Origin of the sequence: Lysobacter yananisis, from assembly GCF_031199375.1 — a bacterium.
Taxonomy (GTDB): domain Bacteria; phylum Pseudomonadota; class Gammaproteobacteria; order Xanthomonadales; family Xanthomonadaceae; genus Lysobacter; species Lysobacter yananisis.
The window spans coordinates 4,002,561-4,026,963 of sequence record NZ_CP133568.1; the positions used below are offsets into that span (position 1 = coordinate 4,002,561).

The window sequence follows — 24,403 nt, forward strand, 5'->3', positions numbered from 1 at the left end:
GTAATACGAAGCCCGAGGCCGACGCCTTACACTGGGCGCCCGTTCTCTCGCGCCGCCGCCGTTTCGTCCTGCGCGGCCGCCCGCCCATCTTCGAGGTCTGCGTCGCCCATGCGGTTGCTCAAGCTGTTCGTCCTGCCCCTGTGCGCCGCGGTCGCGCTGAGCGCGCCGCTGACTTCGGCCACCGCGACCGGCGCGGTCGCCCAGGCGGCCCAGGCCGCGGCCAAGCCGCCGCCGGTGCCGCTGCTGTGGCGGGTCTCCGACGCCGACAACGCGGTGTTCCTGCTGGGCTCGTTCCACCTGCTGCGCGCCGACGACTACCCGCTGTCCGACGACATCCAGCGCGCGTTCGCCGGCTCGGAGAAACTGGTGTTCGAGGTCGCGCCGGACGAGATGTTCGATCCGTCGGTCGGCCAGCGTTTCCTGGAGCGCGCGCGGTACCAGGACGGCCGCACCCTCAGCCAGACCCTGCCGGCGGACCTGCGCGAAAAACTAAACCGCGTGCTGGCCAAGAACGGCCGTTCGCTGAGCCAGGTCGACAGCCTGGAGCCGTGGTTCGTCAACCTGTCGCTGGTGCTGGGCGTGTCGCAGTCGCTGGGCTTCAGCTCGCAGCTGGGCCTGGACCAGTACCTGATGCGTCAGGCCGCCGAGGCCGGCAAGGGCGCCTCGGGCCTGGAGAGCATGGACCATCAGCTCGACGTGATGGACGCCAGCCCCGCCGACGAGCAGATCAAGGCGCTGCGCGAATTCCTCGACCGGCCCACCGAAGTGCCGGGCATGCTCGAAGAGATGCACACCGCCTGGCGCGAGGCCGATCTGGCCAAGCTCGACGAGAAGGCGCGGGTGGAGATGCAGCAGAAGACCCCGCAGACCTACCGCATCGTCAACGTCGAGCGCAACGAGGCCTGGGTGCCGCAGATCCAGAAGCTGCTCGACGAGCAGAAGAAGGGCGACACCCTGGTGGTGGTCGGCAGCCTGCATCTGCTCGGCAACGACGGGTTGGTCGAGCGCCTGCGCGCGAAGGGCTACAAGATCGAGCGGATCTGCTCGGCGTGCGCGACCGGGACCGCGGATCTGGCGCCGATGCCGCCCGCGGCGCTGCCGCCGGCGCCGCCGGTGAAGCTGACGCCGGACGACGCGCGCGAGAGCAAGAAGGTCGAGCCCAGGCACTGACCCGCGAAGTTTCCCGCGCACCCCTGTAGGAGCGACGCGAGTCGCGACCGCGAAAACGCAACTACGCCGAAACTTTCATCGTAGTTGCGTTTTCGCGGTCGCGACTCGCGTCGCTCCTACAGTTGGATCGCGTGGATCGCGCGGCTTTCAGGCCGCCGGCGCGACCAGCACGATGCAATCCACCGGGCACGCCGGCACGCACAGCTCGCAGCCGGTGCACAGCGGTTCGATCACGGTGTGCATGTGCTTGGCCGCGCCGACGATGGCGTCGACCGGGCAGGCCTGGATGCACTTGGTGCAGCCGATGCAGTCGGCTTCGACGATCAGCGCCAGCGGCGGCGTCGCTAGGTGGCGGCCGCGTTCGCGGTCGAACGGCTTGGCCGCCACGTCCAGCAGTTTCGCCAGCGCGCGCGCGCCGTCGTCGCCGCCCGGCGGGCAGCGATCGACGTCGGCGTCGCCGTGCGCCATCGCCTCGGCATACGGCCGGCAGCCGGCGTAGCCGCACTGGCCGCATTGGGTCTGCGGCAGCAGGCGGTCGAGGCGTTCGGTCAAGTCGGGGAGCATGGAAGTGAGCGTAGAGAAGTGAGGAGTGAGTAAGTGCTCAAGCGCAGGCAGTGCCGCTTTCGCTCACTTCTCACTCCTCCCCGCTATTTTCTCGCTTCAACGCACCGGCATGCCCGGCTGCGCGCCGCCATCGGCGTCGAGCAGGAACAGGCCGCCGCCGTCGAAGCCGGCCGACAGGATCATGCCCTCGCTGACGCCGAAGCGCATCTTGCGCGGGGCGAGGTTGGCGATGAACACCACGCTGCGGCCGACCAGCTTTTCGGGCTCGGCGTAGGAGCCGCGGATGCCGGAGAAGATCTGGCGCTTGCCCAGCTCGCCGGCGTCGAGTTCGAAGCGCAGCAGCTTGTCGGAGCCGTCGACGAATTCGCAGGCCAGCACCTTGCCCACGCGCAGGTCGAGCTTGGCGAAATCGTCGAGGTTGACGGTCGCCGGCGCCGCGTCGGCGGCATCGGGCTTGGCCTCGGCCTTGGGCGCTTCGGCCTTCGCCGCCGGCTTGGCGGGCTTGGCCTCGGCGGCGGTGGGGGGGAGGGATTCCTTGCTGGCTTCGATCATGGCTTCGATGAGTTTCGCGTCGATACGGGTGAACAACGGGACGTAGGCGGCGATGGCGTGGGCGAGCAGCGGCTGGGCAAGGTCGTCCCAGGTCGCCACCGGAGCGGCCAGGAAGGCTTCGCCCTGTGCGGCCACGCGCGGCAACACCGGCTTGAGCGCGGCGGCGAGCACGCGGAACAGGTTCAGGCCCTGGGTGCACACCGCCTGCAACTCGGCTTCGGCGCCGTCCTGCTTGGCCAGCACCCACGGCTTGCGCTCGTCGATGTACTTGTTGGCTTCGTCGGCCAGGGCCATGGTCAGGCGCAGCGCGGTCGCGGCTTCGTTGGCGTCGTAGGCGGCGGCGATCGGCGCGAGCTGCTCGACGAAGCGCGCGTACATCGCCGGCTCCGGCAGCGCGTCGGCCAGGCGGCCGCCGAAGCGTTTTTCGATGAAGCCGGCGCAGCGGCTGGCGACGTTGACGAACTTGCCGACCACGTCGGAGTTCACCCGCGCGACGAAGTCGGCGAGGTTGAGGTCGATGTCCTCGACGCCGCCGCTGGTCTTGGTGGCGAAGTAGTAGCGCAGCGCTTCCGGGTCCAGGCCCTGGTCGAGGTAGGTGCGGGCCTGGATGAAAGTGCCGCGCGACTTCGACATGCGCTGCGAATTGACCATCAGATAGCCGTTGACGTGCAGCCGGGTCGGCGCGCGGAAGCCGGCGCCGTGCAGCACCGCCGGCCAGAACAGGCCGTGGAAGGTGACGATGTCCTTGCCGATGAAGTGGTGCAGTTCGGCCTGGCTGTCGCGCGCGAGGTACGACCAGAAGTCCAGGCCCTTGCGTTCGCACAGGGTCTGGAAGCTGCTGAGGTAGCCGATCGGCGCGTCGAGCCACACGTACAGGTACTTGCCGGGATGGCCGGGGATTTCGAAGCCGAAGTAGGGCGCGTCGCGCGAGATGTCCCAGGCGCGCAGGCCGCCGTCGGCGTCGAGCCATTCGTGCAGCTTGGCGCGGATGCCGGGCGTGGCGGTGTCGGCGGCGAGCCACTCGCGCAGGAACGCCTCGAAGTGGCCGACCTCGAAGAAGAAATGCTCGGAGTCGCGCAGTTCCGGCGTCGCCCCGCTGACCACCGAATGAGGCTCCAGCAAGTCGGTCGGCGCGTAGGTGGCGCCGCAGTTCTCGCAGTTGTCGCCGTACTGGTCCGGGGTCTTGCAGTTCGGACAGATGCCCTTGACGTAGCGGTCGGGCAGGAACATCCGCTTGACCGGGTCGAACAACTGCGCGACCGAGCGCTTGGCGATATGGCCGTTGTTGTCCAGGCGCGCGTAGATCGCCTCGGTGAGCTGGCGGTTGGCGGCCGAATGGGTCGAGTCGTAATGGTCGAAGGCCACGCCGAAGTCGGCGAAGTCGCGCTCGTGGCGGACCTGGATTTCGGCGATGTACGCCTCGGGCGTTTTGCCGGCCTTTTCCGCGGCGAGCATGATCGGCGTGCCGTGGGTGTCGTCGGCGCAGACGTAGTGCACCGTGTTCCCGGCCATGCGCTGCGCCCGCACCCAGATGTCGGCCTGCATGTAGCCGACCAAATGACCGAGGTGGAGCTCGCCATTGGCGTAGGGCAGTGCGTTGGAGACGACGATTTCGCGGGACATAGACGGGGGCCGTAGGTGGTCGTGGATTATGGCATGGGCGGCCGCGGAGGCCGGGCGGGTGGGGCGGGGGGTGAGGTGGGGCCTTGCTCTTGTGGGAGGGCCTTCAGGCCCGATGCCTTTCGATCAGTTGCCGCGACCTGAAACAAAAGCATCGGGCCTGAAGGCCCTCCCACAAGAGCAAGCCGGACCGGAGCCTAAAACGAAGAAACCCGGCCGAGGCCGGGTTTCCGCTACACGCATGCGGGCCGGCCGGTCAGGGTTCGTGGCGCATCCAGGTCTGGCTGCGGCCGATCAGCGAGAAGCCCATGAAGCCGCGCACTTCCAGCTTCTTGCCGCCGTCCTGCGGGGTGACCTTGACCGAATAGACCTTGCCGCTGGCCGGGTCGAGGATCTTGCCGCCTTCCCAGGTGTCGCCGCTCTTGCGGATGCCCCACAGGATGACCATGCCCTTGACCGGCTTGCCCTTGCGCTCGCCGTCGCACTTGTCGCAGACCGGGTTGGGGCCGTGCTCGGACTGCAGCACTTCGTTGACCCGGCCGGCGAGGCTGCCGTCCTTGGCCTCGTAGATCTCGACGACCGACTTGGGCTTCTGGGTCTTGTCGTCGATGGTGGTCCAGGACCCGACCGGCGTGGCCTGGGCGAACGCCGCCGCCGGCAGCGCGAGCAGCAGCAGGGCGAGCAGTTGTTTACGCATGTATCCCCTCCCAGAGACGTGAGCGTGATGGCCGCGCGCCGTGGGCCGGCGCGGCGGGACGGGTTCTTTATACCGCATCCGCAAAGGTATGGAAGCGGCGCGCGCGGCGCGTTCAGGCCAGCCGCCGCGGCGCGGGCGGGCGCGAGCGGCGAAAACGAAAAGCCCGGCGTGCGCCGGGCTTTCGCTGCAACGGTGGAACGATCCCGACGCGGGTCAGAACTTGTAGCTGGCGCCGACGTAGAGGTAGCGGCCGATGTTGTCGTAGTTCGAGTTGTCCTCGGTCTCGCCGAAGTAGCCCAGCGGCGGGTCCTTGTCGAACACGTTGTCGGCGCCGACGTACAGGTCCAGGCCGGTGCCCGGGACCTTATAGCCGACCTGCAGGTTGTGGTAGGTGTACGAGCCGTTGCGGATCGGGCTCACCTGGCCCGGATTGGACTGATAGCTCCACGGTTCGACGCGCAGGTTGGTGTGGATGTAGCGCAGGTCCCAGCTCGCGCGCCAGTCGCCGCGCTTGTAGCTGGCGTTGAGCGAGGCGCGCCAGCGCGGGTCGCCGACGTAGTTCAGGTATTCCCGGTAGTCGTTCGGGAAGTCCTGGAACGACCATTCGCGCGAGGTGATCAGGCGGGTGCCGACGAAGCGCAGCGCGGCCTGACCGCCGAACGCTTCGAAGCGGTAGTCGGCTTCCACGTCGACGCCGGCGCGGCGCGAGCGCGCCACGTTTTCGGTCAGCGCGATCCAGTTGGAGATCGAGCCGGCCGGGAACGCGCGGCCCTGGCTGTCGACGAAACCGCCGGCCGGCGCGCGCTGGATCATGCCGCAGAACTTGTTGCCGATGCCGCCGGGCGAATCCACGCAGCGCGTCGCCAGGGCTTCGGCGCTGACCGCGTCGATCGCGTCCTTGAGGTTGACCCGCCAGTAGTCCACCGACAGGCCGAAACCTTCGAAGAACTCGGGCTGCCAGACGAAGCCGTAGGAGAACGAACGCGCCGTCTCCACCTTCAGGTCCGGATTGCCGCCGCTGGTGCCGGGGAAGCGGCCGCCGTAGTTGTCGTTGAAGTTGGCCGGCAGGCCGAGCGCGGCGCAGTTGCGCGCGCGCAGCGCCGGATCGGCGGCGGTGTTGACCGAGTTGCGGCGGCCCGGGCGGACGTCGCAGGGGTCCCAGATGGTCGCGAAGTTCTGCGTCGCCGGGTTGAACAGCTCGCCGATGTTCGGCGCGCGCACCGCCTGGGCCAGGCTGGCGCGGACGCGGAAGGAGTCGTTGACCGCCCAGTCCAGGCCGACGTTCCAGGTCTTGGTCTCGCCGACGGTGCTGTAGTCGGAGTAGCGGCCGGCGACGTCCATGCTCAGGCGCTGGATGCCCGGCAGGTCGGCCAGCAGCGGGATGGTCGTTTCGGCGAAGACTTCCTTGACCGTGTATTCGCCCTTGCGGCTCGGGATGGCGTTGAGGAAGGTCAGGCCCTGCGCGGCCAGCGGATCGGTGATCTCCTGGCTGCTCTCCTTGCGCCACTCCACGCCGCCGGCGAAGCCGACGCCGCCGGCCGGCAGTTCGAACAGCGCGCTGTTGGCGACCGAGGCGCTGAACACCTTCTGGGTCAGCTTGGTGCGGTTGCGGGCGTCGTAGTTGAACCAGTCGGCCGCGCGCGGATCGACCGCGCCGTTGCCGAACACCTGGAACGGCACGCAGCCCTGGCGCGCGATCTCGTGGTAGCGCTGCCTGGTGTTGGGGTTGATCGCGTTGGGATCGAGCGAGACGCGGCAGACGATGTTGCCGCTGGCGTCGCGCACCGCGTCCATGCCGGCCTGCCAGCGCTCGTTGATGCGGTTGTTGAGGTTGAGGCGGTCGATCTCGGTCTGGCCGTAGTTGGCCGAGACCTCGTAGCTCCAGTTCTCGTTGAGGAAGCCTTCCAGGCCGGCGACGTAGCGCTGGGTGGTGCGCTCGACGTCTTCGCCGCGACGGCCGGCGTCGACGTTGAAGCGCGAGATCTGCAACGCCTGCGCGGCGTCGTTGGGATCGCGCAGGCCGTTGGCGTCCATCAGCGCGGCCAGCTGCGGCGAGAGGTAGGCGTTGTCGCGGCGGATGCGCAGCGGCTGGTCGAACGCCGGCTGGGCGTTGAACTGCGACTCGGTGCGGGTGTACTTGCCTTCGAAGAAGAACTTGTGGTTCTCGTTGATATCGAAGTTGACCAGCGCGTTGACGCTGTAACGGTCGAACGCGGGTTGCAGGTCGGCGACGTTGTTGAGGTCGACGAAGTCGCAGTTGACGCAGGTGTTGGCGCCGTCGCGCGGGCCGTCGTAACGGGTCGGGCGGAAGGTGCCGTTGTCGTCGAACTGGTAGCGCTTGCCGCCGGCGTCGAAGGTGCCGCCGTAGGAGATGCTGGAGTTGCCGCCCGGGCCCATGAACACGCGCTGCGGGTTGTCCTGGGTGGACGGACGGCTGCGGTCGTAGGCCGGGTTCGGCATGCTGATCAGGTTGCGGCGGCCGATCGCGCGGTCGCCGCGGCCGAAGTTGTCCTGCTTGCTGTACTCGGCCGAGTACACCACGCTGCCGCGGCCGCCGGCGAACTCGTTGCCGCCGGTGAAGCTGAAGAACGAGCGGCTGAAGTCGCCTTCGCTGGCGTCGCCGGTCTGGCCGCGCAGCTCGTAGCCGTCGAACTTCTTCTTCATGATGAAGTTGACCACGCCGGCGACCGCGTCGGCGCCGTAGACGGCCGAGGCGCCGCCGGTGATCACTTCCACGCGCTCGATCAGTTCCACCGGGATGGTGTTGATGTCGACCGAGGTCGAGCCGGACACGCCGCCGACGTGGCGGCGGCCGTTGACCAGCACCAGGGTGCGCGAGGAACCCATGCCGCGCAGGTCGAGCAGGCCCAGGCCGGCGGTGCCGATGGCGCGGGTCGAGTTGCCCATGGTGTAGGTCGCCGACAGCTGCGGCAGGGTGGTCATCAGGTCGGAGATGGTGACCGCGCCGGTGGCGCGGATCTCCTCGGCGCTGATGCCGACCACGGGCGAGGGCGTGACGAAGCCGATGCGCTTGATGCGCGAGCCGGTCACGGTGACCGCGTCGATGTCGGTCGGCGCGGCGGCGCCTTCGGCCGGCGCGGCCTGCTGGGCGCCGGCGGCGCCGGCGGCGGAAAAGGCGATCGCGGACACGAGCGCCGCCGTCAGCCTGCTGCGGTGCAGGCCGAACGAATTGGGTACTGCCATGGTGTTTCCCCTAGCTGGAAAGTAATGCGCGAACGCGGGCGCTGCCGCGTCGATCTACGTGTTTTGGTTGCCTTCCCGGGCTTTAACGGTTCCTTTACGAAACTGAACTTAACACGCGGCTAACGTTCGCTTTCTGGCACGGCGGGCTCGTTGCCTTTGCCCAATTCAGTTTTTCAACTGATTGAATTATATGAATTGATTATTCAGCTAAGCGGCGGGAAGGCACGATCGCGTTGCATCCTCGTTGGGCAACTAATGCGTGTGTCCGTCACGTCTTGGCGAGGCGCTGAATGGATAAAAGCAATTTCAAGTTGCTTTATTCATCGTTCGCGGAGCGGTGCGCAGACCGTCGCCGCCCCGCGCCGCGGCGCCGGCGCGCGCGCCCAGGCCTTAACATGTACGCCGGCCGCGACGCGGCATCCCTGTAACGAGTCCCCATGCGCACACACCTTCCGCGCCCGGCCGGATCGCCGGCATGAGCGAGCACCTGCAATCCCCGTTGGCCGCGACGATCGCGGCCCTGCCGTTGCCCGACACCGGGCTGAGCCTGGCCGACAGCGGCGCGCGCGTGCGCGCCGGCGCGGCCGAGGGCCGGGTCGCGGTGTCGATCCAGGCCGGCTTCGCCCTCGACGGCCTGCGTCCCGGGCTGGAGGCGTCGATCGCCGCCGCGCTGGCGCCGCAGGGACTGGCCCTGGCCAGCCTGGAGCTGATCGCGCGGATCGTCTCGCACGCGGTCCAGCCCAAGCTGTCGCCGCTGCCGAACGTGCGCAACCTGATCGCGGTCGGTTCGGGCAAGGGCGGGGTCGGCAAGTCGACCACCGCGGTCAATCTGGCCCTGGCCCTGGTCCTGGACGGCGCCCGCGTCGGCGTGCTCGACGCCGACATCTACGGCCCCAGCGTGCCGACCATGCTCGGCGCCCACGGCAAGCCCGACAGCCCCGACGGCAAGCACATCCAGCCGTTGCGCGCGCACGGCATCGAAGCGATGTCGATCGGCCCGCTGGTCGAGCAGGACACGCCGATGATCTGGCGCGGGCCGATGGCGACCTCGGCGCTGACCACCTTGCTCAACGACACCCAGTGGAGCGAGCTGGACTATCTGATCGTCGACCTGCCGCCGGGCACCGGCGACATCCAGCTGACCCTGGCGCAGAAGATCCCGGTCGCCGGCGCGGTGATCGTGACCACGCCGCAGGACGTGGCCACGCTGGACGCGCGCAAGGCGCTGCGCATGTTCGAGAAGGTCGAAGTGCCGGTGCTGGGCCTGGTCGAGAACATGGCCGTGCACGTGTGCTCGAACTGCGGCCACGCCGAGCACCTGTTCGGCGAAGGCGGCGGCGCGCGCATGGCCGCGCAGTACGGCGTGCCGCTGCTGGGCAGCCTGCCGCTGGAGATCGCGATCCGCGAGCAGGGCGACGCCGGCGTGCCGGTGGTCGCGGCCCAGCCCGATTCGGCCGCCGCGCGCGCCTACCGCGGCACCGCGCGCCGGCTGGCGGTGGAACTGGCGCGGCGCCCGCGGGTGGCGCCGTCGATTTCCGCCTCGCTGCTGTAACCGCGCGGCGCCGCGCCGCTCGCGCCAGGGCCGCCGCGGCAGCCCGTACAATCCCGGATCGGGCGCCGCCGGCGCCCGCGTCCTCCCGAGTTCATCGCGCGGCCCGGCCGCGCCCCCGAAGGAACACCGCATGAGCATCAAGTCCGACCGCTGGATCCGCCGCATGTCCGAGCAGCCCGGCGGCATGATCGAGCCGTTCGAACCCGGCCAGGTCAAGCAGTCCGCCGACGGCCAGCGCATCGTCAGCTACGGCACCTCCAGCTACGGCTACGACGTGCGCTGCTCGCGCGAGTTCAAGGTGTTCACCAACATCAACTCGACCATCGTCGATCCCAAGCATTTCGACAGCGGCAGCTTCGTCGACGTGGAATCGGACGTGTGCATCATCCCGCCGAACTCGTTCGCGCTGGCGCGCACGGTCGAGTACTTCCGCATTCCGCGCGACGTGCTGGTGGTGTGCCTGGGCAAGAGCACCTACGCGCGCTGCGGCATCATCGTCAACGTGACCCCGCTGGAGCCGGAGTGGGAAGGCCACGTGACCCTGGAATTCAGCAACACCACGCCGCTGCCGGCGCGCATCTACGCCAACGAGGGCGTGGCGCAGATGCTGTTCTTCCAGTCCGACGAGGTCTGCGACACGTCCTACCGCGACCGCGGCGGCAAGTACCAGGGCCAGACCGGCGTGACCCTGCCGCGCACCTGAGCCGCGGCCGGCGCCGCTGCGGCGGCGCCACGGTTCCACCGGCGCGTGTGGCCGCCGCCGGCTTGCGAGGGCGCGCATTGCGCGCCCTCGGTCGTTTTCGCGTACCCGTCGGCCCCGTTCGCGCGTGCGCCGTCGCGGCCCGCCGGCGCGCGCGGGCCCGCGCGGATCGGCGCGGCGAGGCCGCGGACGCGCCGCGAGCGTGGTCGCGGCCAAGAAAAAGAACGCATTCGGATGCGTTGAATCGGCGCCGTCCCTGTTATCTTTCCCGTGCCTCAACCTGGGCCGGCGCGACGGGGAATCGCCCGGACCCATCCCACCAAGGAGTAGACGAATGGACCCGCAAAACCCTTACCAGAGCCCGCAGTCGCCGCTGATCGCCCCGAACGGCGGCGAGCAGGAGCTGGCCGACCGCGGCATCCGCCTGGTCGCCGCGATCATCGACGGTGTGATCTTGATGGTGCTGTTGGTGCCGCTGATGTTCATCGGCGGCTACATGGACGCGGTGATGCAAGCCGCGCAGACCGGCCAGCAGCCCTACGGCCTGCAGATCGCCTGGGGCGTCGGCGCCCTGCTGCTGTTCTTCGCCGTGCAGTACCTGCCCCTGAGCCAGAACGGCCAGACCTGGGGCAAGAAGGTCATGAAGATCAAGATCGTCGACCAGGACGGCAACAAGCCCGACCTGGTCACGCTGATGGGCAAGCGCTACCTGTTCCAGAACGGCATCGGCCTGATTCCGTGCCTGGGCGGCCTGATCTCGCTGGTCGACGTCCTGATGATCTTCCGCCAGGACCGTCGTTGCCTGCACGACCAGATCGCCGGTACCCGCGTGGTGGTCGCGCGCTGAGCGCGGCGTAGCACGCAACGATAAGAACGCGCCGGCGCGATGCGCCGGCGCGTTTTTTTATGCCCGCCGCAAAGGCGACGGCGACCCGCGCAGGCGGCGAAGACGCGGTCGCGTTGGGCGGGCGTCGAGGCGGCAGGATCGCGCTCGCGGCTTGCGCCCGAGCCTCGGGTCGCTCCGGCCGCTTCCTGTAGGAGCGGCGCAAGCCGCGACCGCGACACCGCGCTCGCGCCGCAAGCCCGATGTCGCGCCGCCGCTGCGAATCAGCCGCGCGGCTTCTGGTAAGTGACGAAGAACCCCTGCAAGTCGCCGTTCTCGATATACGGCTCCACGCTGACCACGTCGTAGCCGCGGCTGACGAAGGCCTGGTGCGCGCGGCTCAGGGCATTGGCGGCGCCCTGGTTGCGGAAGCCCCAGCTGGCGTCGACCCATAGCGTCACCGCGCGCAGGTCCTTGGTCACCGCGTCCTGCGCGACCTGGTCGGGATTCTTGTCGAACAGGCCGGCGCGGGCGGGCGCGGCGACGCCCGCGGCAAGGGCGAAGGCGAGCAGGGCGGCGGTCAGGGGGCGATGCATGGCGGTCTCCGGCGGTGCGGCCGGCGGCGGCCGCGGTCATGGGGTGGCGATACGGCAAACCATCGGTCGAAGTCCGATGGCGCAGGCGCGGTGGCGATCGTTGTCTCGGCGCCGCCGGCGAGCCGGCGGTCAGTGCTCGGCGCCGCCGGCAAGCCGGCGGTCGACGTGCGTCGACAGCGCGGTCTCGACCATGACGCGCAGCGCGCGGACCACGTGTTCGCTGTCCAGGCTCGGCGCGCCGGCGTGGCGCGCGGCTTGCGCGGGAGAATACGGGATGTGGATGAAGCCGCCCCGAACCCGCGCGTCGCCGCGCAGGTGCAGTTCGTGCAGCAGCCCGTAGAAGACGTGGTTGCACAGGTAGGTGCCGGCGCTTTGCGAGATCTCGGCGGGAATGCCGGCCTCGTGCAGGGCCGCGCGCAGGGCCTTGATCGGCAGCGAGCTGAAGTACGCGGCCGGGCCGCCGGCGATCACCGGCTCGTCGATGGGTTGGCGGCCCTGGTTGTCGGGGATGCGCGCGTCGTCGACGTTGATCGCGATGCGTTCGATCGACAGTTGCGCGCGTCCGCCGGCCTGGCCGATGCACAGCACCAGCGCCGGGCGCAGCGCGTCCAGGCGTTCGCGCAGCTGCGGCAGGCAGCCGGCGTAGGCCACCGGCAGGCAATGGGCGACCACGAGACGGCCGCCGATGCGCTCGCCGTGCAGGCGCTGCACCGCTTCCCAACTGGGGTTGCTGGCCTCGCCGCCGAACGGCGCGAAGCCGGTCAGCAGCACCGGGGCCTGGTCGAAGTCGGCGTTCATCGCAGCGCGATCCAGTACATCAGCAGCACATTGCAGGCCAGCAGGGTCGCGCCGGTGGGCCACTGCGCGCGGATCACGCCGTAAGGGTCCTTGAGTTCCAGCAGCGCCGCCGGCACCAGGTTGAAGTTCGCCGCCATCGGCGTGAACAAGGTGCCGCAGTAGCCCGAGAGCATGCCGATCGCGGCCAGCGGCGCGGGGTCGGCGTGGTGGTGGCCGACCAGCAGCGGCAGGGCGATGCCGCCGGTCATCACCGGGAACGCGGCGAAGGCGTTGCCCATGATCACGGTGAACAGCGCCATGCCCAGCGCATACGCCGCGACCACGGCGAAGGCGTTGTCGACCGGGATCGCCATGCGCACCACGCCGGCGACCGCCTGGCCGACGCCGCCGGCCTCGAACACGCTGCCGAGCGTGGCCAGCAGCAGCGGCAGCAGCGCGGCCCAGCCGATCGCGTCGACCAGCCGGCGCGATTGCTCCACGCCGCTCCAAGGCGTCTGCCGGGTCAGCCTGCCCGCGGCGGCGAGGGCGACCAGGCAGGCCAGGCTCAGACCGACCAGGGTGACGTTGGCCGGCTCCAGCAGCGGCGTGCCGCCGATGCGCACGTGCTTGAGGCCGAGCGCCGCGGCCAGGGTGACCGCCGGAATCAGCAGCGCCGGCCAGAACAGGCGGTTGCCCAGGCGTTGCGATTCGCGCTGCTTTTCCGCTTCGCCGGTCTCGGCGTAGCCGCCGCGGCCGAGGCCGCCGAAGCCGGCCAGCAGCGCCAGCGCGACCACGCAGGCACCGACGACCTTGTTCGGCAGGTGCTCGGCGAGGAACATCAGCGCCGCGATCAGGCCCCAGAACAGCGCGGTGGTCCAGCGCCGCGGATTGGCCGCATCGCGCGCGCCGCGCCAGGCCAGCGCGCCGAAGTACAGGCCCATCAGCCAATAGACGAAGTCCAGGCCGATCATGCGTCGCGCGCCGGATCGGCGACCGCCGCAAGCTCGGCCGCGCGCTGCTGCGCCAGCCGCCGGATCATCGCGCGCTCGAAGCGCAGCACCCGGATGCAGTGGATCAGGAACGCGCAGATCGCGGTCGGGATGCCCCACAGCGCGATGTGCAGCGGATCGAGCTTGAACCCGTGCTCGGCGAAGAAGCTCTGGATCAGCAGCACCGCGCCGAACGCGATGAAGATGTCCTCGCCGAAGAACAGGCCGACGTTGTCGGTGCCGGCGGCCATCGCGCGGATGCGCTGGCGGGTGTCCTCGTCGAGATCGCCGTGGTTGGATTGGGCAGCGCCCTCGGCCATCGGCGCCAGCAGCGGGCGTACCGTCTGCGGATGGCCGCCGAGGCTGGTCAGGCCCACCGCCGAGGCCAACTGGCGCATCAACAGGTAGGCGATCAGCAGCCGCGCCATGGTCGCCCCGCGCAGGCGCGCGACCCAGCGTTGCGCGTGTTCTTTCAGGCCGTGGCGTTCGAGCAGGCCGATCACCGGCAGGGTCAGCAGGAACAGCAGCAGGAAGCGCTTCTCGGTGTAGGCCTTGCCGAGCACGTCGAGCACCTCCAGCGGCGAGATTTTCGCCGCCAGCCCGGTGATGAAGCCGGCGGCGACCACCACCAGGGCCGGGTTGAGCCGCAGCACGAAGCCGAGCGCGAGCGCGGCGACGCCGATCAGGGGCCAATAGTTCATGCGGCAGCGTCCTTGCGAGGCGAAAGGAAGGGCGGGGCGGAGCGTGGATCGAAGCGGGGCTCGGCGGGAACCGGGCGGCGATCCTTCGCCTCGCGCGCCGCCGCCGTCACAGCGCGGCGACCCTCACCCCGTCGGCCTCGAGCGCGGCGCGCACTGCGCGCGCGAACTGCGCGGCGTCGCTGCGGTCGCCGTGCAGGCACAGGGTGTCGGCGCGCAGCGCCACGGTCTCGTCGCCGGCGGCGCGCACGCGCCCGTGCAGCGCCAGTTCGCGCACCTGGGCGATGGCTTGGTCGAGCGATTCGATCACCGCGCCGGGCTGGCCGCGCGGCAGCAACCGGCCGTTGGCCGCGTAGCCGCGCTCGGCGAACACTTCATGGGCGACGCGCAGGCCCAGGCGCTGGGCGGCGTCGGTGAGTTCGGACTGGGCCAGGCCGAACACGATCAGGCGCGGATCGCACTGCGCGACCGCGCCGGCGATGGCCTCGGCCACGCCGCGGTCGTCGGCGGCGAGGTTGTAGAGCGCGCCGTGCGGCTTGAGGTGGGTCAGCGCGACGCCTTCCTCGTCCGCGATCGCGGCCAGGCGCGCGAGCTGGCGCGTCACCAGCGCGACGACCTCGTCGTGCGCCAGCGCCAGCGCGCGGCGGCCGAAATGCTCGCGGTCCTCATAGCCCGGATGCGCGCCGGTGGCGACGCCGTGGGCGCGGCACAGGCGCAGGGTCTCGCGCATGCTGGCCTCGTCGCCGGCATGGCCGCCGCAGGCGATGTTGGCCGAGGTGACGTAGGGCAGGATCGCGGCGTCGTCGCCGCAGCCTTCGCCGAGATCGCAGTTGAAGTCGATGCGTCCGGACATGGTGCGATGCAATAGGAAGCCGGCGGCGCTCAGTTGCGCTTGAACAGCAGGCCCAGGCCGACCGCGATGAGGATCGCCGGCCACCAGGTCACCAGCAGCTTGGTCACGCTGAGGTTGGTGAAGCCCAGGTTGTTGAGCAGGAACAAGGTACCGATGACGATCAGGATCAGGGCGCCGACGACGTGGGATTTCATGCTGTTGCGGTCTCGCTGCGATGCGGGGGCGCCTGGGCCCGGGACGGGGACGAGTCTAGTCGGGTTGGGGCGGCGGGACTATGGGGGGATGGGTGAATGGGGAGGTGGGCGCGGGTGGGGCGCGGTTGTGGGGTGGGTGGGGCGATGTGGCGATTGGGTGTTGTGTCGGTGTGGAAGTCTGCGTCGGCTGAGTGGCGGTTCGGCGGGGCGGCGACTCGGCGATTCGGCGATTCGGCGGTTTGCCGGTGCGGGTTTGGAGCGGGGGGCCTTCGCTCGTGCTTGCATGCGAGGCCGATCTTGCCGCGGTACGCCCGCTGTAGGAGCGGCGCGTGCCGCGACCGCGCCAACGCAACTACGACGAAACTTTCGTCGCGAATGCGTTGTCGCGGTCGCGGCTCGCGCCGCTCCTACAGTCGGATACGCGACCCCACGCCCGTCATTCCGGCGAAAGCCGGAACCCATGTTGACGTTGCTGCTGCTTTCGCCGCTACCGATGTGTCGCGCGACGACAAGCCACCATCAAATGCTTTCGTCCGCAAGCGGCCGAGCTACTTTCTTTTGTCAGCGCGACAAAAGAAAGTAGCCAAAGAAAAACGCTTGTTTAAGGTCACAAGTCACTAGGTCCAGCACCTTTCGCGGGGATGCGCCGTAAGGGGCATCCTGCCCCTACGGCGCACGCGCGCATCCATGCGCGCGCCCTCCGGGTCTGCGGAGCAAGGGCCTCTGGCGCGGTTGCGTCCGAGCCAAAGCTACAGCAACAGCAAAATGGATTCCGGCTTTCGCCGGAATGACGGCGACGGGCGTTGTGCCCTCAGCCATCGTCATTCCGGCGAAAGCCGGAATCCATTTTGATCTTGCCGTCGCCGTCGCCGTCGCCGTCGCCGTCACTGTTGCTATTGCTGCCGCTGTTGTGCTCTTGCCCTTTGCTGTGCCGCAACGTCACCTGAGGCCAATGCTTCGCAGCCCCGGAGGGCGTGCGCATGGATGCGCACGCGCGCCATGGGGCAGGATGCCCCTTATGGCGCGGCCCCGCGCCCCTGTCGAGCCATAGTGGCTCTTGATCCGAAAAAACAAGGCCTTTTCTTTGGTTACTTTCTTTGTGGCTTCAGACAAAGAAAGTGACCCGGCCGCTTGCGGACGGAAGCCCTTGATCTTGGCTTGTCGTCGCTCGCTGCAGCAGCAAAAGCAGTAAGCAACAGCAAAGCCAGAATGGATTTCGGCGTTCACCGGAATTACGGAAGGATTCGCAGCTAAAGCGCCGCAGCAGATGCAACCCAGCTGAAGCGACGCAGCGCCAGCCAGCGCAGCCAGCATCAAACCCGCAGACAAAAAATCGGGGCCGCGAACGGCCCCGTGTTCCAAGCGAAAGATCTCGCCAAATCGATCCCTGCGCAGCCCGCACCCGCGGACCGCGACATTTACTTGGCCGCGCCCCCAGCCGGCGCGGCAGCCTCCGGCGCACCGGCCGGCGCCGCAGCCGGCGCAGTCGTCGGCGTGCCGACGGCGGGCGCCGTCCACAGCTTGGTCTCGGCCTTGCCGCCCATCATCTGCCCGCGCACCAGCGGCACCGGCGGCCCGCCGTAGCTCAGGAACTGGTCGTGGAACGCCTTCCACGCGCCGCGGCCGCCGCGGCTGGCGGTCCAGTCTTCGCGCAGCTGCAGGATCATCAGCTTGCCCAGGGTGTAGTTCAGATAACCCGGGTCGTAGGTGCCGCGCGCGGCTTGCTGGCGCGCGTTGCCGGGGTCCTGGAACGCCTTGTCCTTGAACAGCTGCTCGGACTGGGCCACGGTCATGCCGCCGGTGTGCAGGCCGATCGCCGACACGTAGCGCACGTCGCGCAGCAGCGCGTTGGTCAGCTGGCCGATGTGGATCTCCGGGGTGGCGCCGTCGAGGCCGGCGTCGAACATCATCTCTTCGGTGTAGTGCGCCCAGCCCTCGGTGTAGGCGTAGCCGACGAACAACTGGGCGAACTTCCACTGCGAGCGGTTGGCGTGCAGGAAGTGCAGGAAATGCCCCGGCCAGACTTCGTGCGCGGAGGTGAACAGCAGGTCGGCCTTGCCCGGCACGTACGCGTCGCGCTCGGCCTTGGGCCAGTTCGGATCGGGCGGGGCGATGTAGTAGACCGAGGGCAGGTTCTTCTCGTACGGCCCGGGAATCTCGATGTAGGCGAAGTTGCTGCGGTTGAACGGCGGCGCTTCCTCGACCTTGGCCTGCTCGGTGCCGGGGATCGAGACCAGGTCCTTGTCGACCACGAACTGGCGCAGCCCCGCGAGTTGCGCGCGCGCGCCTTCGACCGCGCCGCCGACCGGTTTGTCTGCGCCGGCCTTGTCGACGCAGGCCTGCAGGGTCTGGCCCTTGGCGAAGGCCTCGCAAGCGCTCTTGAGCGCGGCCAGGTTGCGCGCCAGATCGGCTTCGCCGGCGGCCTTGAGCTGGTCGAGCGGAAGGTCGACGCCCTCGGTGGCCTTGAGCATGCGCGCGAACTTGTCCGCGCCCAGGGCGAAGTCCTGGGTCGCCTGCGGCTTCTGCTGGGTCAGGTAGTCGGCCAGCCCCTGCATCGCCTCGATCGCCTTGGCGTTGGACGCGGCGAAGCGCTTCTGCAGCGCTTCGTCCTTCACTTCGGCGAAGGCCTGCGGCACGTCGTTCTTGAAGAACTGCGCCATGCCGCCGAAGCCCATCGTGCCCAGGTCGATATAGGTCGCCGGCAGCGGGCCCTTGAGGTTGCCGCGGATCTGTTCGGCGGCCTTGGGCAGCGCTTCCTGGTAGGCCACGAACGCGGCCATGCGTTGCTGCAGCGGCGCGTAGGGGCGGGTCAGGTACATGCTCGGCGACAGGTCGCCGAGGTAGAAGGAAGGGTTCTTGGCGGCGAAGCCGGAGTCTTCCAGCCAGAACAGCTGGCCGTCGATGGTCGACAGCACGTAGTCGCGCTGGAAGCGCTGGCCGGCGTCGAGGCGGTCGTCGCCGAAGGCGGCGCCCGCCTCGCGCTGCTGGCGCAGCCATTGGATGTTGGCCTGCAGCGCCTGCGGCGAGTAGTCGGGCAGCTTGCCGTCGAACTCGTGCTTGCCGGCGTTGGCGGCGGCGACCGGGTTGCGTTCGAAATAGCCCTGCAGGAAGGCGTCGACGGCGGCGTTCCATTCGGCCGCGGCGGCGGGCTTGGCCGCGGCCGGCGCGGCGGCGGCGCCGTCGGCGGGCGGGGCGGTCTCGGACTTGCAGCCGGCGGCGAGCGCGGCGGCGACACAGGCGGACAGGGACAGCAGGCGCAGGCTACGACGCATTGCGGGGGTCTCCGGATGGCCAGGGCGGACGCGGCGGGATGGCCGGTTCGCGGGGCGGTACGGCCGACCATCCTCGGCGCTTGCGCGGCGCTTGCACAGTGACTTTCGACATGTGCGGCGCGAGCGTCGGGGCCGCGCCCGCGCGGTCACGGCGACGCCACGCGGCCGCAGCGGCGCGCGGCCTGGCCGAGGGCTTCGCGTTCGCCGGGAGCGAGCAGGTCGCGGCCGGCCTGCGCGACCTCGCCGCGGCGCGCGCCCTCGAGGTAGGCGCGCACCGCCGCGCGCTCTTCGGCGTCGATCAGCGGCGCGGTCGAGCTCAGCCGCGCCGCTTGCTGCATGAAGTCTTCGGCCTGCCGGCGCCGGCAGGTCCGCAGCGCGTACAAGCCGCGGTAAAGCAGCGACCGGGTGAGGTAGAGGCTGCGGGTCTGGAAGTCGACCAGCGCGCCCTGGCCGGTGCCTCCGCTGTCGATGAAGGCGCGGTCGGCGGCGAGCAGGCGCGCGAACGCGGCGTCGGCCTCGGCGTGCCGGCCCTGGCGGAACAGCCATTTGGCCTGGAAGTAGTCGATGTCCTGCAGGCGGTAGTTGTCGGCGCCGAACAAGGCGATGGTTTCCGCGCGCAGGCTGGCCAGCACCTGCGCGGCCTCGGGTAGCTGCGCCGGGCTGCCGCGGTCGATCAGGTAATTCGCCAGCAGCAGTTCGTCGCTGTTGGCCGGCAGGCCGCCCCTGTGCTGGGCGGCGATGGTCTCGCGCAGCGCGTTCAGACCCTGTGCGACTTCGTCCGGCGTCGGCGCCGGATCGTCGTACAACAGCAGCAGGGCGAGGTTGTACCGGGCGGCCATGCGCCATTCGCTGCCGACCGGCAGGCGGCGATCGAGCACGCCGATGGCCTGACGCAGCAGGGCGATCTTTTCGCCGCGGCTGTCGGCGACCGCCCAGTAACCGCTGGAGACCGCGGAAGCGTATTGCGGATTGTCTTCGCCGTAGGCCCGGCGGATGGCGGCGAGCGCGGCGGCGACGTCCTGCCGCGACAGGCCCGAATCGGGAAAGATGCTCAGCCGCACCTGCGCGTAGGCGGTCTTGGGATGCGCGGGGCCGAGCGTGGCGGTGCGGCGCCGGACCAGTTCGCGGGCCAGTTCGCGGGCGCTCAGGTTGGGCTGCAACTGGACCGCGCGCATCAGCGTTTCCAGCGCGTCGTCGGCGAGTACCGGATTGATCGGCCGGGCCAGGGCGATGGCTTCGCGCGCAGCGGCCTCGGCCGGCGCGGCGCGGTGCAACCGGTAGCTCAGGCCGGCGCGCAGGATCAACGCCTGCGCCAGCAGTTCCTCGTGGCCGCGGCCGAGCGCGCGGGCCTGCGCGACCAGGCCGTCGGCGGTGGCCAGCGCGTCGCGCGGCCGGGCCAGGTACCACTGCGCGCGCGCCAGTTCGGCGCCAACGGTCACCTGCGACGTACGCGCGAGTTCGTCGTCGCGCCCGTCGAGTTCGTCCAGGCGTTCGCGCGCCAGCCGCATCGCTTCGGCGTAGCGCGCCTGGGTGTTGAGCAGGGACAGCCGGGTGACGGCGACGAAGCCGTCGCGGTCGTCTTCCGCGCCGAGCGCGCGTTGCGCCTCTTCGGCCAGCGTCTCGGCGCGGCGGTAGTCGCCGAGCACGGCGTAGCTGCGCGCCAGCGTCGCCAGGCTGCGCGCGCGCAGGCCGGGCTGCTCGTCCAGCGGCATCGCGCGCAGTTCGCGCTCGGTGCGCTCCAGCAGCGCGCGCGAAGAGAACGGCGCGCTGCCCAGGCCCGATTGGGTCGCGCTGCCCAGGGTCGCGGCGAACAGGCGGGCGACGCCCTGGCTGGCGCGCACCTCGCGCTGGACGCGCTGGTGCTGCCAGACGATCGCGCCGGCGCCGGCCAGCACCACCACGGCCAGCGCGGCGAACATGGCGCCGGCGGCGGGGTTGCGCCGGCGCCATTTGCGCGCGCGTTCGCGCCAGCCGCCGCGGCGCACGCCGACCGGACGATGCTGGCGCCAGGCGCGCAAATCGCGGGCGAACTCGGCGATGCTCGGGTAGCGGTCCTGCGGCCGCGCCGCCACCGCCTTGAGCGCGACCGCGGCGAGGTCGCCGGCGAGCGCGCGGCGCAGCGCGTCGGGCGTGTCGAAGCCGCGTTGGCGCGCGAGCGCGTCGTCGTCGTCGCCGATCAGCCGGTCCATCGGTTCGGGCTCGCCGGCGGCGGCGATCGGCACCAGTTCGCGCAGGCTGTGCAGACGGCTCGGCCAGTGCCCGCACAGCAGTCGGTAGCTCAGCACGCCGAGCATGTACAGGTCGGTGGCCGGGCCCTGGGTGCCGTGCTGGCGCGCTTCCGGCGCGGCGTAGTCGGGGGTGATCGCCAGGTGCGCGCCGGCATCGCCGTCGGCGGGGCCGTTGAAACGGGTGGAGATGCCGAAGTCGAGCAACTGCACGCGGCCGTCGGCGGTCACCAGCAGGTTGGACGGCTTGATGTCGCGGTGCAGGACGCCCTGCGCATGCGCGTAGGCGAGCGCGTCGCAGGCCTGCAGCAGCAGGTCCGCGCGCGCGCCCAGGCCGAGCCGGCGGCGCTCGCACCAGGCGTCGATCGGTTCGCCCTCGACCCGGCGCAGGGCGAACCACGGCCGGCCGTCGGCGTCGATGCCGCCGTCGACGACGCCGGCGATGCCGGAATGGTCCAGGCGCGCGAGCAGATTGCGTTCCTCGCGGAACGCCGCGGCCAGCTCGGGCGATTCCAGCCCGGTGCGGATGCACTTGATCGCCACGCGCTGCTGGAACTGGCCGTCGTCGCGGCGCGCTTCGTAGACCGTGCCCATGCCGCCGCGGCCGAGGATGCGCTCGATCCGCCACGCGCCGAGCAGGCCGCCGATGCGGCGGTCCGGCTCGTTTTCGTCGTCCTCGGCGGACTCGTCGGCCCGCGGTTGGCGTTCGGCGACGATCTGCGCCGGCGAGCGGTCGAGCACGCCGGCGTCGGCTTCGTCGCAAGCGAGCAGCGCGCTTAAGGCCGCGTGCAACGAAGGGTCGCGAGCCGCCAGAGCCGCGAGCCTGCGCTCGCGTTCCGGCGCGGGCAGATCGACGTATTCTTCGAACAGGTGCAGCGCTTGGGCGAGCACGGCGCTCATCGGTGCGCGGCGCTGACGGTTGCGGCATCCGTGGGCGCCGGGCAAGCGGGTACGCCGACAGCGGCGGGAACGGCCCTTGGGTCGGCCGGAAACCACAGCGGCGGCCGCGGCGGCAGCCGGCCGAGGCGAACGGCACGCTGGAGCACGCGGGCCTCGTTGACCGATACGGGCGAAATCGCAGCGTGCGGCTTGTCGGCCAAGCGGGCGGCCGCGTTCGCGAATGCATTCGCCTGGGAGCCGCGGCAGTTGCGCAAGGCGTGGATGCCGCGATACAGCAGCGCCATCGCCCGCAAGTCGTTGGCCAGGCCCAGCATCCAGCCGGACGTGTTGGGCGCAAGATCCAGCTCGCGCAACAGTTGCGCGAAGCGTTGGTCGGCGCTGGAGTACTGTCCCTCCCGATAGCGCAGCATGGCGTCGAGGCCGCGCAAGTTCAGCCATTCGATATCGCCCGGACGATAGAAGTTCGGTGCGTTGCGTAGCGCGTCGGCGAGCGTCTGCCGCGCCAACGGCCGGCTCGCTTCGTCGCCGCGCCGGACCAGGTTGAACGCCAGCCAGTAGCGGTCGTTCTGTCCCGGCAATCCGGCGCGCTCGCGCTCGGCGACGTTGCGCCGGAACAACGAGACGCCGCGGTCGAAGTCCGGCGGCGGGCGCTCGTCGTCGCCGCGTCCGAGCAGGACCTTGGCCAGATTGCTACGCGCGTTGAACAACATTTCGCTGCGCGGACGGGTGCGCTCCAGGATGGCGACCGCTTCGCGTTGCAAAAGCAGTTCTTCCTCGGGATCGCGCGCCGCTGTCCAGGCCAGGCGCGACAGCGCCAAGGCGTAGACCGGATGATCGCGGCCGTAGCCGACCTCGAGCCGACCCAATATGGCGAGCGCGGAGCCGCGAGACACCCGCGGGAAGCGGCTGAGCGCGAGGTAGACCTCGGCCAACGCGGTTTGCGGATGACTCGGGCCGAGGTTTTGCTTGCGCTCGTCGTACAAGCGCTGCGCGTTGTCGGGGTAGGCCGGGCTTTGCCGCACCCGCTGGACGTCGACCAGACGCTCGAGCGCGTTGTCCGCCAGCACCGGGTCGATCGGTGTGGCCAGCGCGCGCGCGCGTTGCGCGTCGTCCTCGGCGCCGGCCAGTCGGCCGAGTTGGCGCAGAAAGTTCGAGCGCAGGATCAGCGCCTGGACCTGGAGCGCCCGGCTGCCGGGCTCGTTCGCTCGCGTCTGGCGCAGCAGCGCGTCGACGCTGTTCAATGCTTCTGCGGTGCGGCCCATGTCCCACAGCGTCTGCGCCCGCTCCAGGCCGATGGCGACGCCTGCGTTGCGCGCATTGGGGGCGTCGGAGGCGGCCAGCGCATCCAGGCGCGCCCGCGCCAGCGCGAGCGCTTCGTTGTGGCGTCCCTGGTAATTGAGCGCGGACAAGCGCGTGGCGGCGATGAAGCCATCTTCGTCGCGGTCGCCGGCGCGGTCGGAAATGCGCGAGGCTTCCGAGGCCAGCTTGGCGGCCCGCAGATAGTCGCCGATCTGGATATAGCCGCGCGCCAGGGTCGCCAGCGCGTGCGCGCGCAAGGCCGGCTGGTCTGCCAGCGGCAACGCGCGCAGCTCGCGTTCGGTGCGTTCCAGCAGCGCGCGCGAAGAAAACCGGGTGCTGCCCAGGCCCGACAGCGTCGCCGTGCCCAGGGTCGAGGCGAACAGGCGGCCGACCTGCTCGCCGGCCGCGGCTTCGCGCAGGGCCTGGCGATGCTGCCACCACGCCGCGCCCAGGCCCGCGGCCAGGGCCAGGATCAGCGCCGCGCTCAGGCCGGTCGCCGTCGGATTGCGCCGCAGCCACTTGCGCGCGCGCGACAAGCCGCTGCCCGGGCGCACCCGTACCGGCCGCCCTTGGCGCCAGCGCCGCAGTTCGTCGGCGAACTCGGCGACGCTGGCGTAGCGGTCCTGCGGTCGCGTGGCGACCGCCTTGAGCAGGATCGCGGACAAGTCGCCGCGCAGCCGCCGGGCCAGCGTCGCGGCGTCGGCGGCGCCGCGCGCATGCGCGGCCGCGTCGGGCGCGCCTTCGAGCGACTGCTCCATCGGCATCGGTTCGCCCGAATCGGCTGTGGGCAGCAGATCGCGCAGGCCGTGCAGCGGAGTCGGCCACTGGCCGCTGAGCAGGCGATAGCCCAGCACGCCCAGGGCGTACAGATCGGTGGCGGGGCCCTGCGCGCCGTGCCCGCGCGCTTCCGGCGCGGCGTACTGCGGGGTCAGCGCGGACATCGCCGGAGGCAAGGCTTCGCGCAACGGCCCGATCTGCGCGGAGATGCCGAAGTCGAGCAACTGCGCGCGCCCGTCGCCGGCGACCAGCACGTTGGACGGCTTGAGGTCGCGGTGCAGCACGCCCTGGGCGTGGGCGTAGACGACCGCGTCGCAGACCTGCAGCAGCAGATCCACGCGCGCGGCGACATCGAGGCGGTGGCGATCGCACCAGGCGTCGATCGGTTCGCCCTCGACATAGCGCAGGGCGAACCAGGGCCGGCCGTTCTCGTCGACGCCGCCGTCGACCAGTGCGGCGATGCCGGCGTGGTCCAGGCGCGCGAGCAGGTTGCGCTCTTCGCGCATCGCCGCGATCAGTTGCGGCGAATCCAGTTCGGCGCGCACGCACTTGAGCGCGACCCGCTGCTGGTACTGGCCGTCGTCGCGGTGCGCTTCGTAGACCGTGCCCATGCCGCCGCGGCCGATCTCGCGGTCGATCCGCCACGGCCCCAGGCGCGCGCCGACGCGCAGGTCGGGCGCCGGCGTCGGCGACGATGCCGGCACGGCGGCGCGGTCGCGGTGTTCGGCGAGGATTTGCACCGGCGAGCGGTCGAGCACGCCGGCCTCGGCGTCGGCCCGCAGCAACGCGCACAAGGCGGCGTGCAGGTCGGGCTCGGTCGCGGCCAGTTCGGCCAACCGGCGTTCGCGCTCCTCGGCGGGCAGTTCGACGAACTCGTCGAACCGCTGCAGGGCGCGGGCCGAAATGGCGTTCATGCGCGGGGCCGGGGGCGGCGGGCAGGA

Annotated in this window: 19 protein-coding genes; 4 read left to right on the forward strand and 15 right to left on the reverse strand. The window is 70.4% G+C overall.

Annotated elements, in window-relative coordinates; all coding sequences use genetic code 11:
• Positions 1 to 108: 108 nt before the first annotated feature.
• A complete protein-coding gene (locus tag RDV84_RS16745; RefSeq protein WP_309150973.1) occupies positions 109 to 1,170 on the forward strand; it encodes a TraB/GumN family protein in 1,062 nt (353 codons plus the stop codon).
• Positions 1,171 to 1,317: 147 nt separating this feature from the next.
• On the opposite strand, the gene rnfB is transcribed toward RDV84_RS16745, so the two are convergent.
• From rnfB to RDV84_RS16765, 5 genes are all read right to left on the reverse strand, one after another.
• Positions 1,318 to 1,734: an Rnf electron transport complex subunit RnfB gene (gene rnfB, locus RDV84_RS16750; RefSeq protein ID WP_250449771.1), complete on the reverse strand. Its 417-nt coding sequence runs from the start codon at positions 1,732 to 1,734 to the stop codon at positions 1,318 to 1,320.
• Positions 1,735 to 1,830: 96 nt separating this feature from the next.
• Entirely contained in the window at positions 1,831 to 3,909 is a 2,079-nt protein-coding gene (gene metG, locus RDV84_RS16755; protein ID WP_078996760.1) for a methionine--tRNA ligase, read from the reverse strand.
• 26 nt (positions 3,910 to 3,935) lie between these two features.
• Entirely contained in the window at positions 3,936 to 4,082 is a 147-nt protein-coding gene (locus RDV84_RS26710; RefSeq protein WP_425606242.1) for a DUF6053 domain-containing protein, read from the reverse strand.
• An 80-nt stretch (positions 4,083 to 4,162) separates the two neighbouring features.
• Positions 4,163 to 4,603 (reverse strand): DUF2147 domain-containing protein, encoded by a 441-nt coding sequence (locus tag RDV84_RS16760; protein WP_078999932.1) that lies wholly within the window; start codon positions 4,601 to 4,603, stop codon positions 4,163 to 4,165.
• Positions 4,604 to 4,816: 213 nt separating this feature from the next.
• Complete coding sequence (locus RDV84_RS16765) at positions 4,817 to 7,807, reverse strand: TonB-dependent receptor domain-containing protein (protein WP_309150974.1); 2,991 nt, start codon at positions 7,805 to 7,807, stop codon at positions 4,817 to 4,819.
• 475 nt (positions 7,808 to 8,282) lie between these two features.
• Here RDV84_RS16765 and apbC point away from each other — a divergent pair, with 475 nt between their 5' ends.
• From apbC to RDV84_RS16780, 3 genes are all read left to right on the forward strand, one after another.
• Positions 8,283 to 9,359, forward strand: a complete 1,077-nt coding sequence (gene apbC / locus RDV84_RS16770; protein WP_250449773.1) for an iron-sulfur cluster carrier protein ApbC — start codon at positions 8,283 to 8,285, stop codon at positions 9,357 to 9,359.
• Between the two features lie 130 nt (positions 9,360 to 9,489).
• Positions 9,490 to 10,062, forward strand: coding sequence for a dCTP deaminase (gene dcd / locus RDV84_RS16775; RefSeq protein WP_057948085.1), 573 nt, complete (start codon positions 9,490 to 9,492; stop codon positions 10,060 to 10,062).
• Positions 10,063 to 10,393: 331 nt separating this feature from the next.
• Positions 10,394 to 10,906 carry an RDD family protein gene (locus tag RDV84_RS16780; protein ID WP_057948084.1) on the forward strand — a complete coding sequence of 171 codons (513 nt, stop codon included), beginning with the start codon at positions 10,394 to 10,396 and terminating at the stop codon, positions 10,904 to 10,906.
• Between the two features lie 260 nt (positions 10,907 to 11,166).
• Here the strand turns inward: RDV84_RS16780 and RDV84_RS16785 are convergent, their stop codons facing one another.
• The 10 genes from RDV84_RS16785 to RDV84_RS16830 all read right to left on the reverse strand — a co-directional run bounded on the left by RDV84_RS16785 (position 11,167) and on the right by RDV84_RS16830 (position 24,376).
• Positions 11,167 to 11,478, reverse strand: a complete 312-nt coding sequence (locus tag RDV84_RS16785) for a hypothetical protein (RefSeq protein ID WP_057948083.1) — start codon at positions 11,476 to 11,478, stop codon at positions 11,167 to 11,169.
• A gap of 129 nt (positions 11,479 to 11,607) precedes the next feature.
• Positions 11,608 to 12,276 carry a pyroglutamyl-peptidase I gene (gene pcp / locus RDV84_RS16790; protein WP_309150975.1) on the reverse strand — a complete coding sequence of 223 codons (669 nt, stop codon included), beginning with the start codon at positions 12,274 to 12,276 and terminating at the stop codon, positions 11,608 to 11,610.
• Positions 12,273 to 13,226, reverse strand: coding sequence for a DUF979 domain-containing protein (locus RDV84_RS16795; RefSeq protein ID WP_309150976.1), 954 nt, complete (start codon positions 13,224 to 13,226; stop codon positions 12,273 to 12,275). Before RDV84_RS16795 ends, pcp begins: the two co-directional genes overlap by 4 nt.
• A complete protein-coding gene (locus tag RDV84_RS16800) occupies positions 13,223 to 13,945 on the reverse strand; it encodes a DUF969 domain-containing protein (protein ID WP_078999937.1) in 723 nt (240 codons plus the stop codon). Before RDV84_RS16800 ends, RDV84_RS16795 begins: the two co-directional genes overlap by 4 nt.
• Before the next feature lie 106 nt (positions 13,946 to 14,051).
• Positions 14,052 to 14,795 (reverse strand): LamB/YcsF family protein, encoded by a 744-nt coding sequence (locus RDV84_RS16805; protein ID WP_309150977.1) that lies wholly within the window; start codon positions 14,793 to 14,795, stop codon positions 14,052 to 14,054.
• A gap of 29 nt (positions 14,796 to 14,824) precedes the next feature.
• Positions 14,825 to 14,989 carry a LiaI-LiaF-like domain-containing protein gene (locus tag RDV84_RS16810; protein ID WP_091793749.1) on the reverse strand — a complete coding sequence of 55 codons (165 nt, stop codon included), beginning with the start codon at positions 14,987 to 14,989 and terminating at the stop codon, positions 14,825 to 14,827.
• 811 nt (positions 14,990 to 15,800) lie between these two features.
• Positions 15,801 to 15,971, reverse strand: coding sequence for a hypothetical protein (locus RDV84_RS16815; RefSeq protein ID WP_309150978.1), 171 nt, complete (start codon positions 15,969 to 15,971; stop codon positions 15,801 to 15,803).
• Positions 15,972 to 16,407: 436 nt separating this feature from the next.
• Positions 16,408 to 18,261, reverse strand: a complete 1,854-nt coding sequence (locus RDV84_RS16820) for a DUF885 domain-containing protein (protein ID WP_309150979.1) — start codon at positions 18,259 to 18,261, stop codon at positions 16,408 to 16,410.
• Between the two features lie 146 nt (positions 18,262 to 18,407).
• Positions 18,408 to 21,386 (reverse strand): serine/threonine protein kinase, encoded by a 2,979-nt coding sequence (locus RDV84_RS16825; RefSeq protein ID WP_309150980.1) that lies wholly within the window; start codon positions 21,384 to 21,386, stop codon positions 18,408 to 18,410.
• Positions 21,383 to 24,376, reverse strand: coding sequence for a serine/threonine-protein kinase (locus tag RDV84_RS16830; RefSeq protein ID WP_309150981.1), 2,994 nt, complete (start codon positions 24,374 to 24,376; stop codon positions 21,383 to 21,385). The genes RDV84_RS16825 and RDV84_RS16830 overlap by 4 nt, the downstream gene beginning before the upstream one ends.
• Between the last annotated feature and the right edge of the window lie 27 nt (positions 24,377 to 24,403).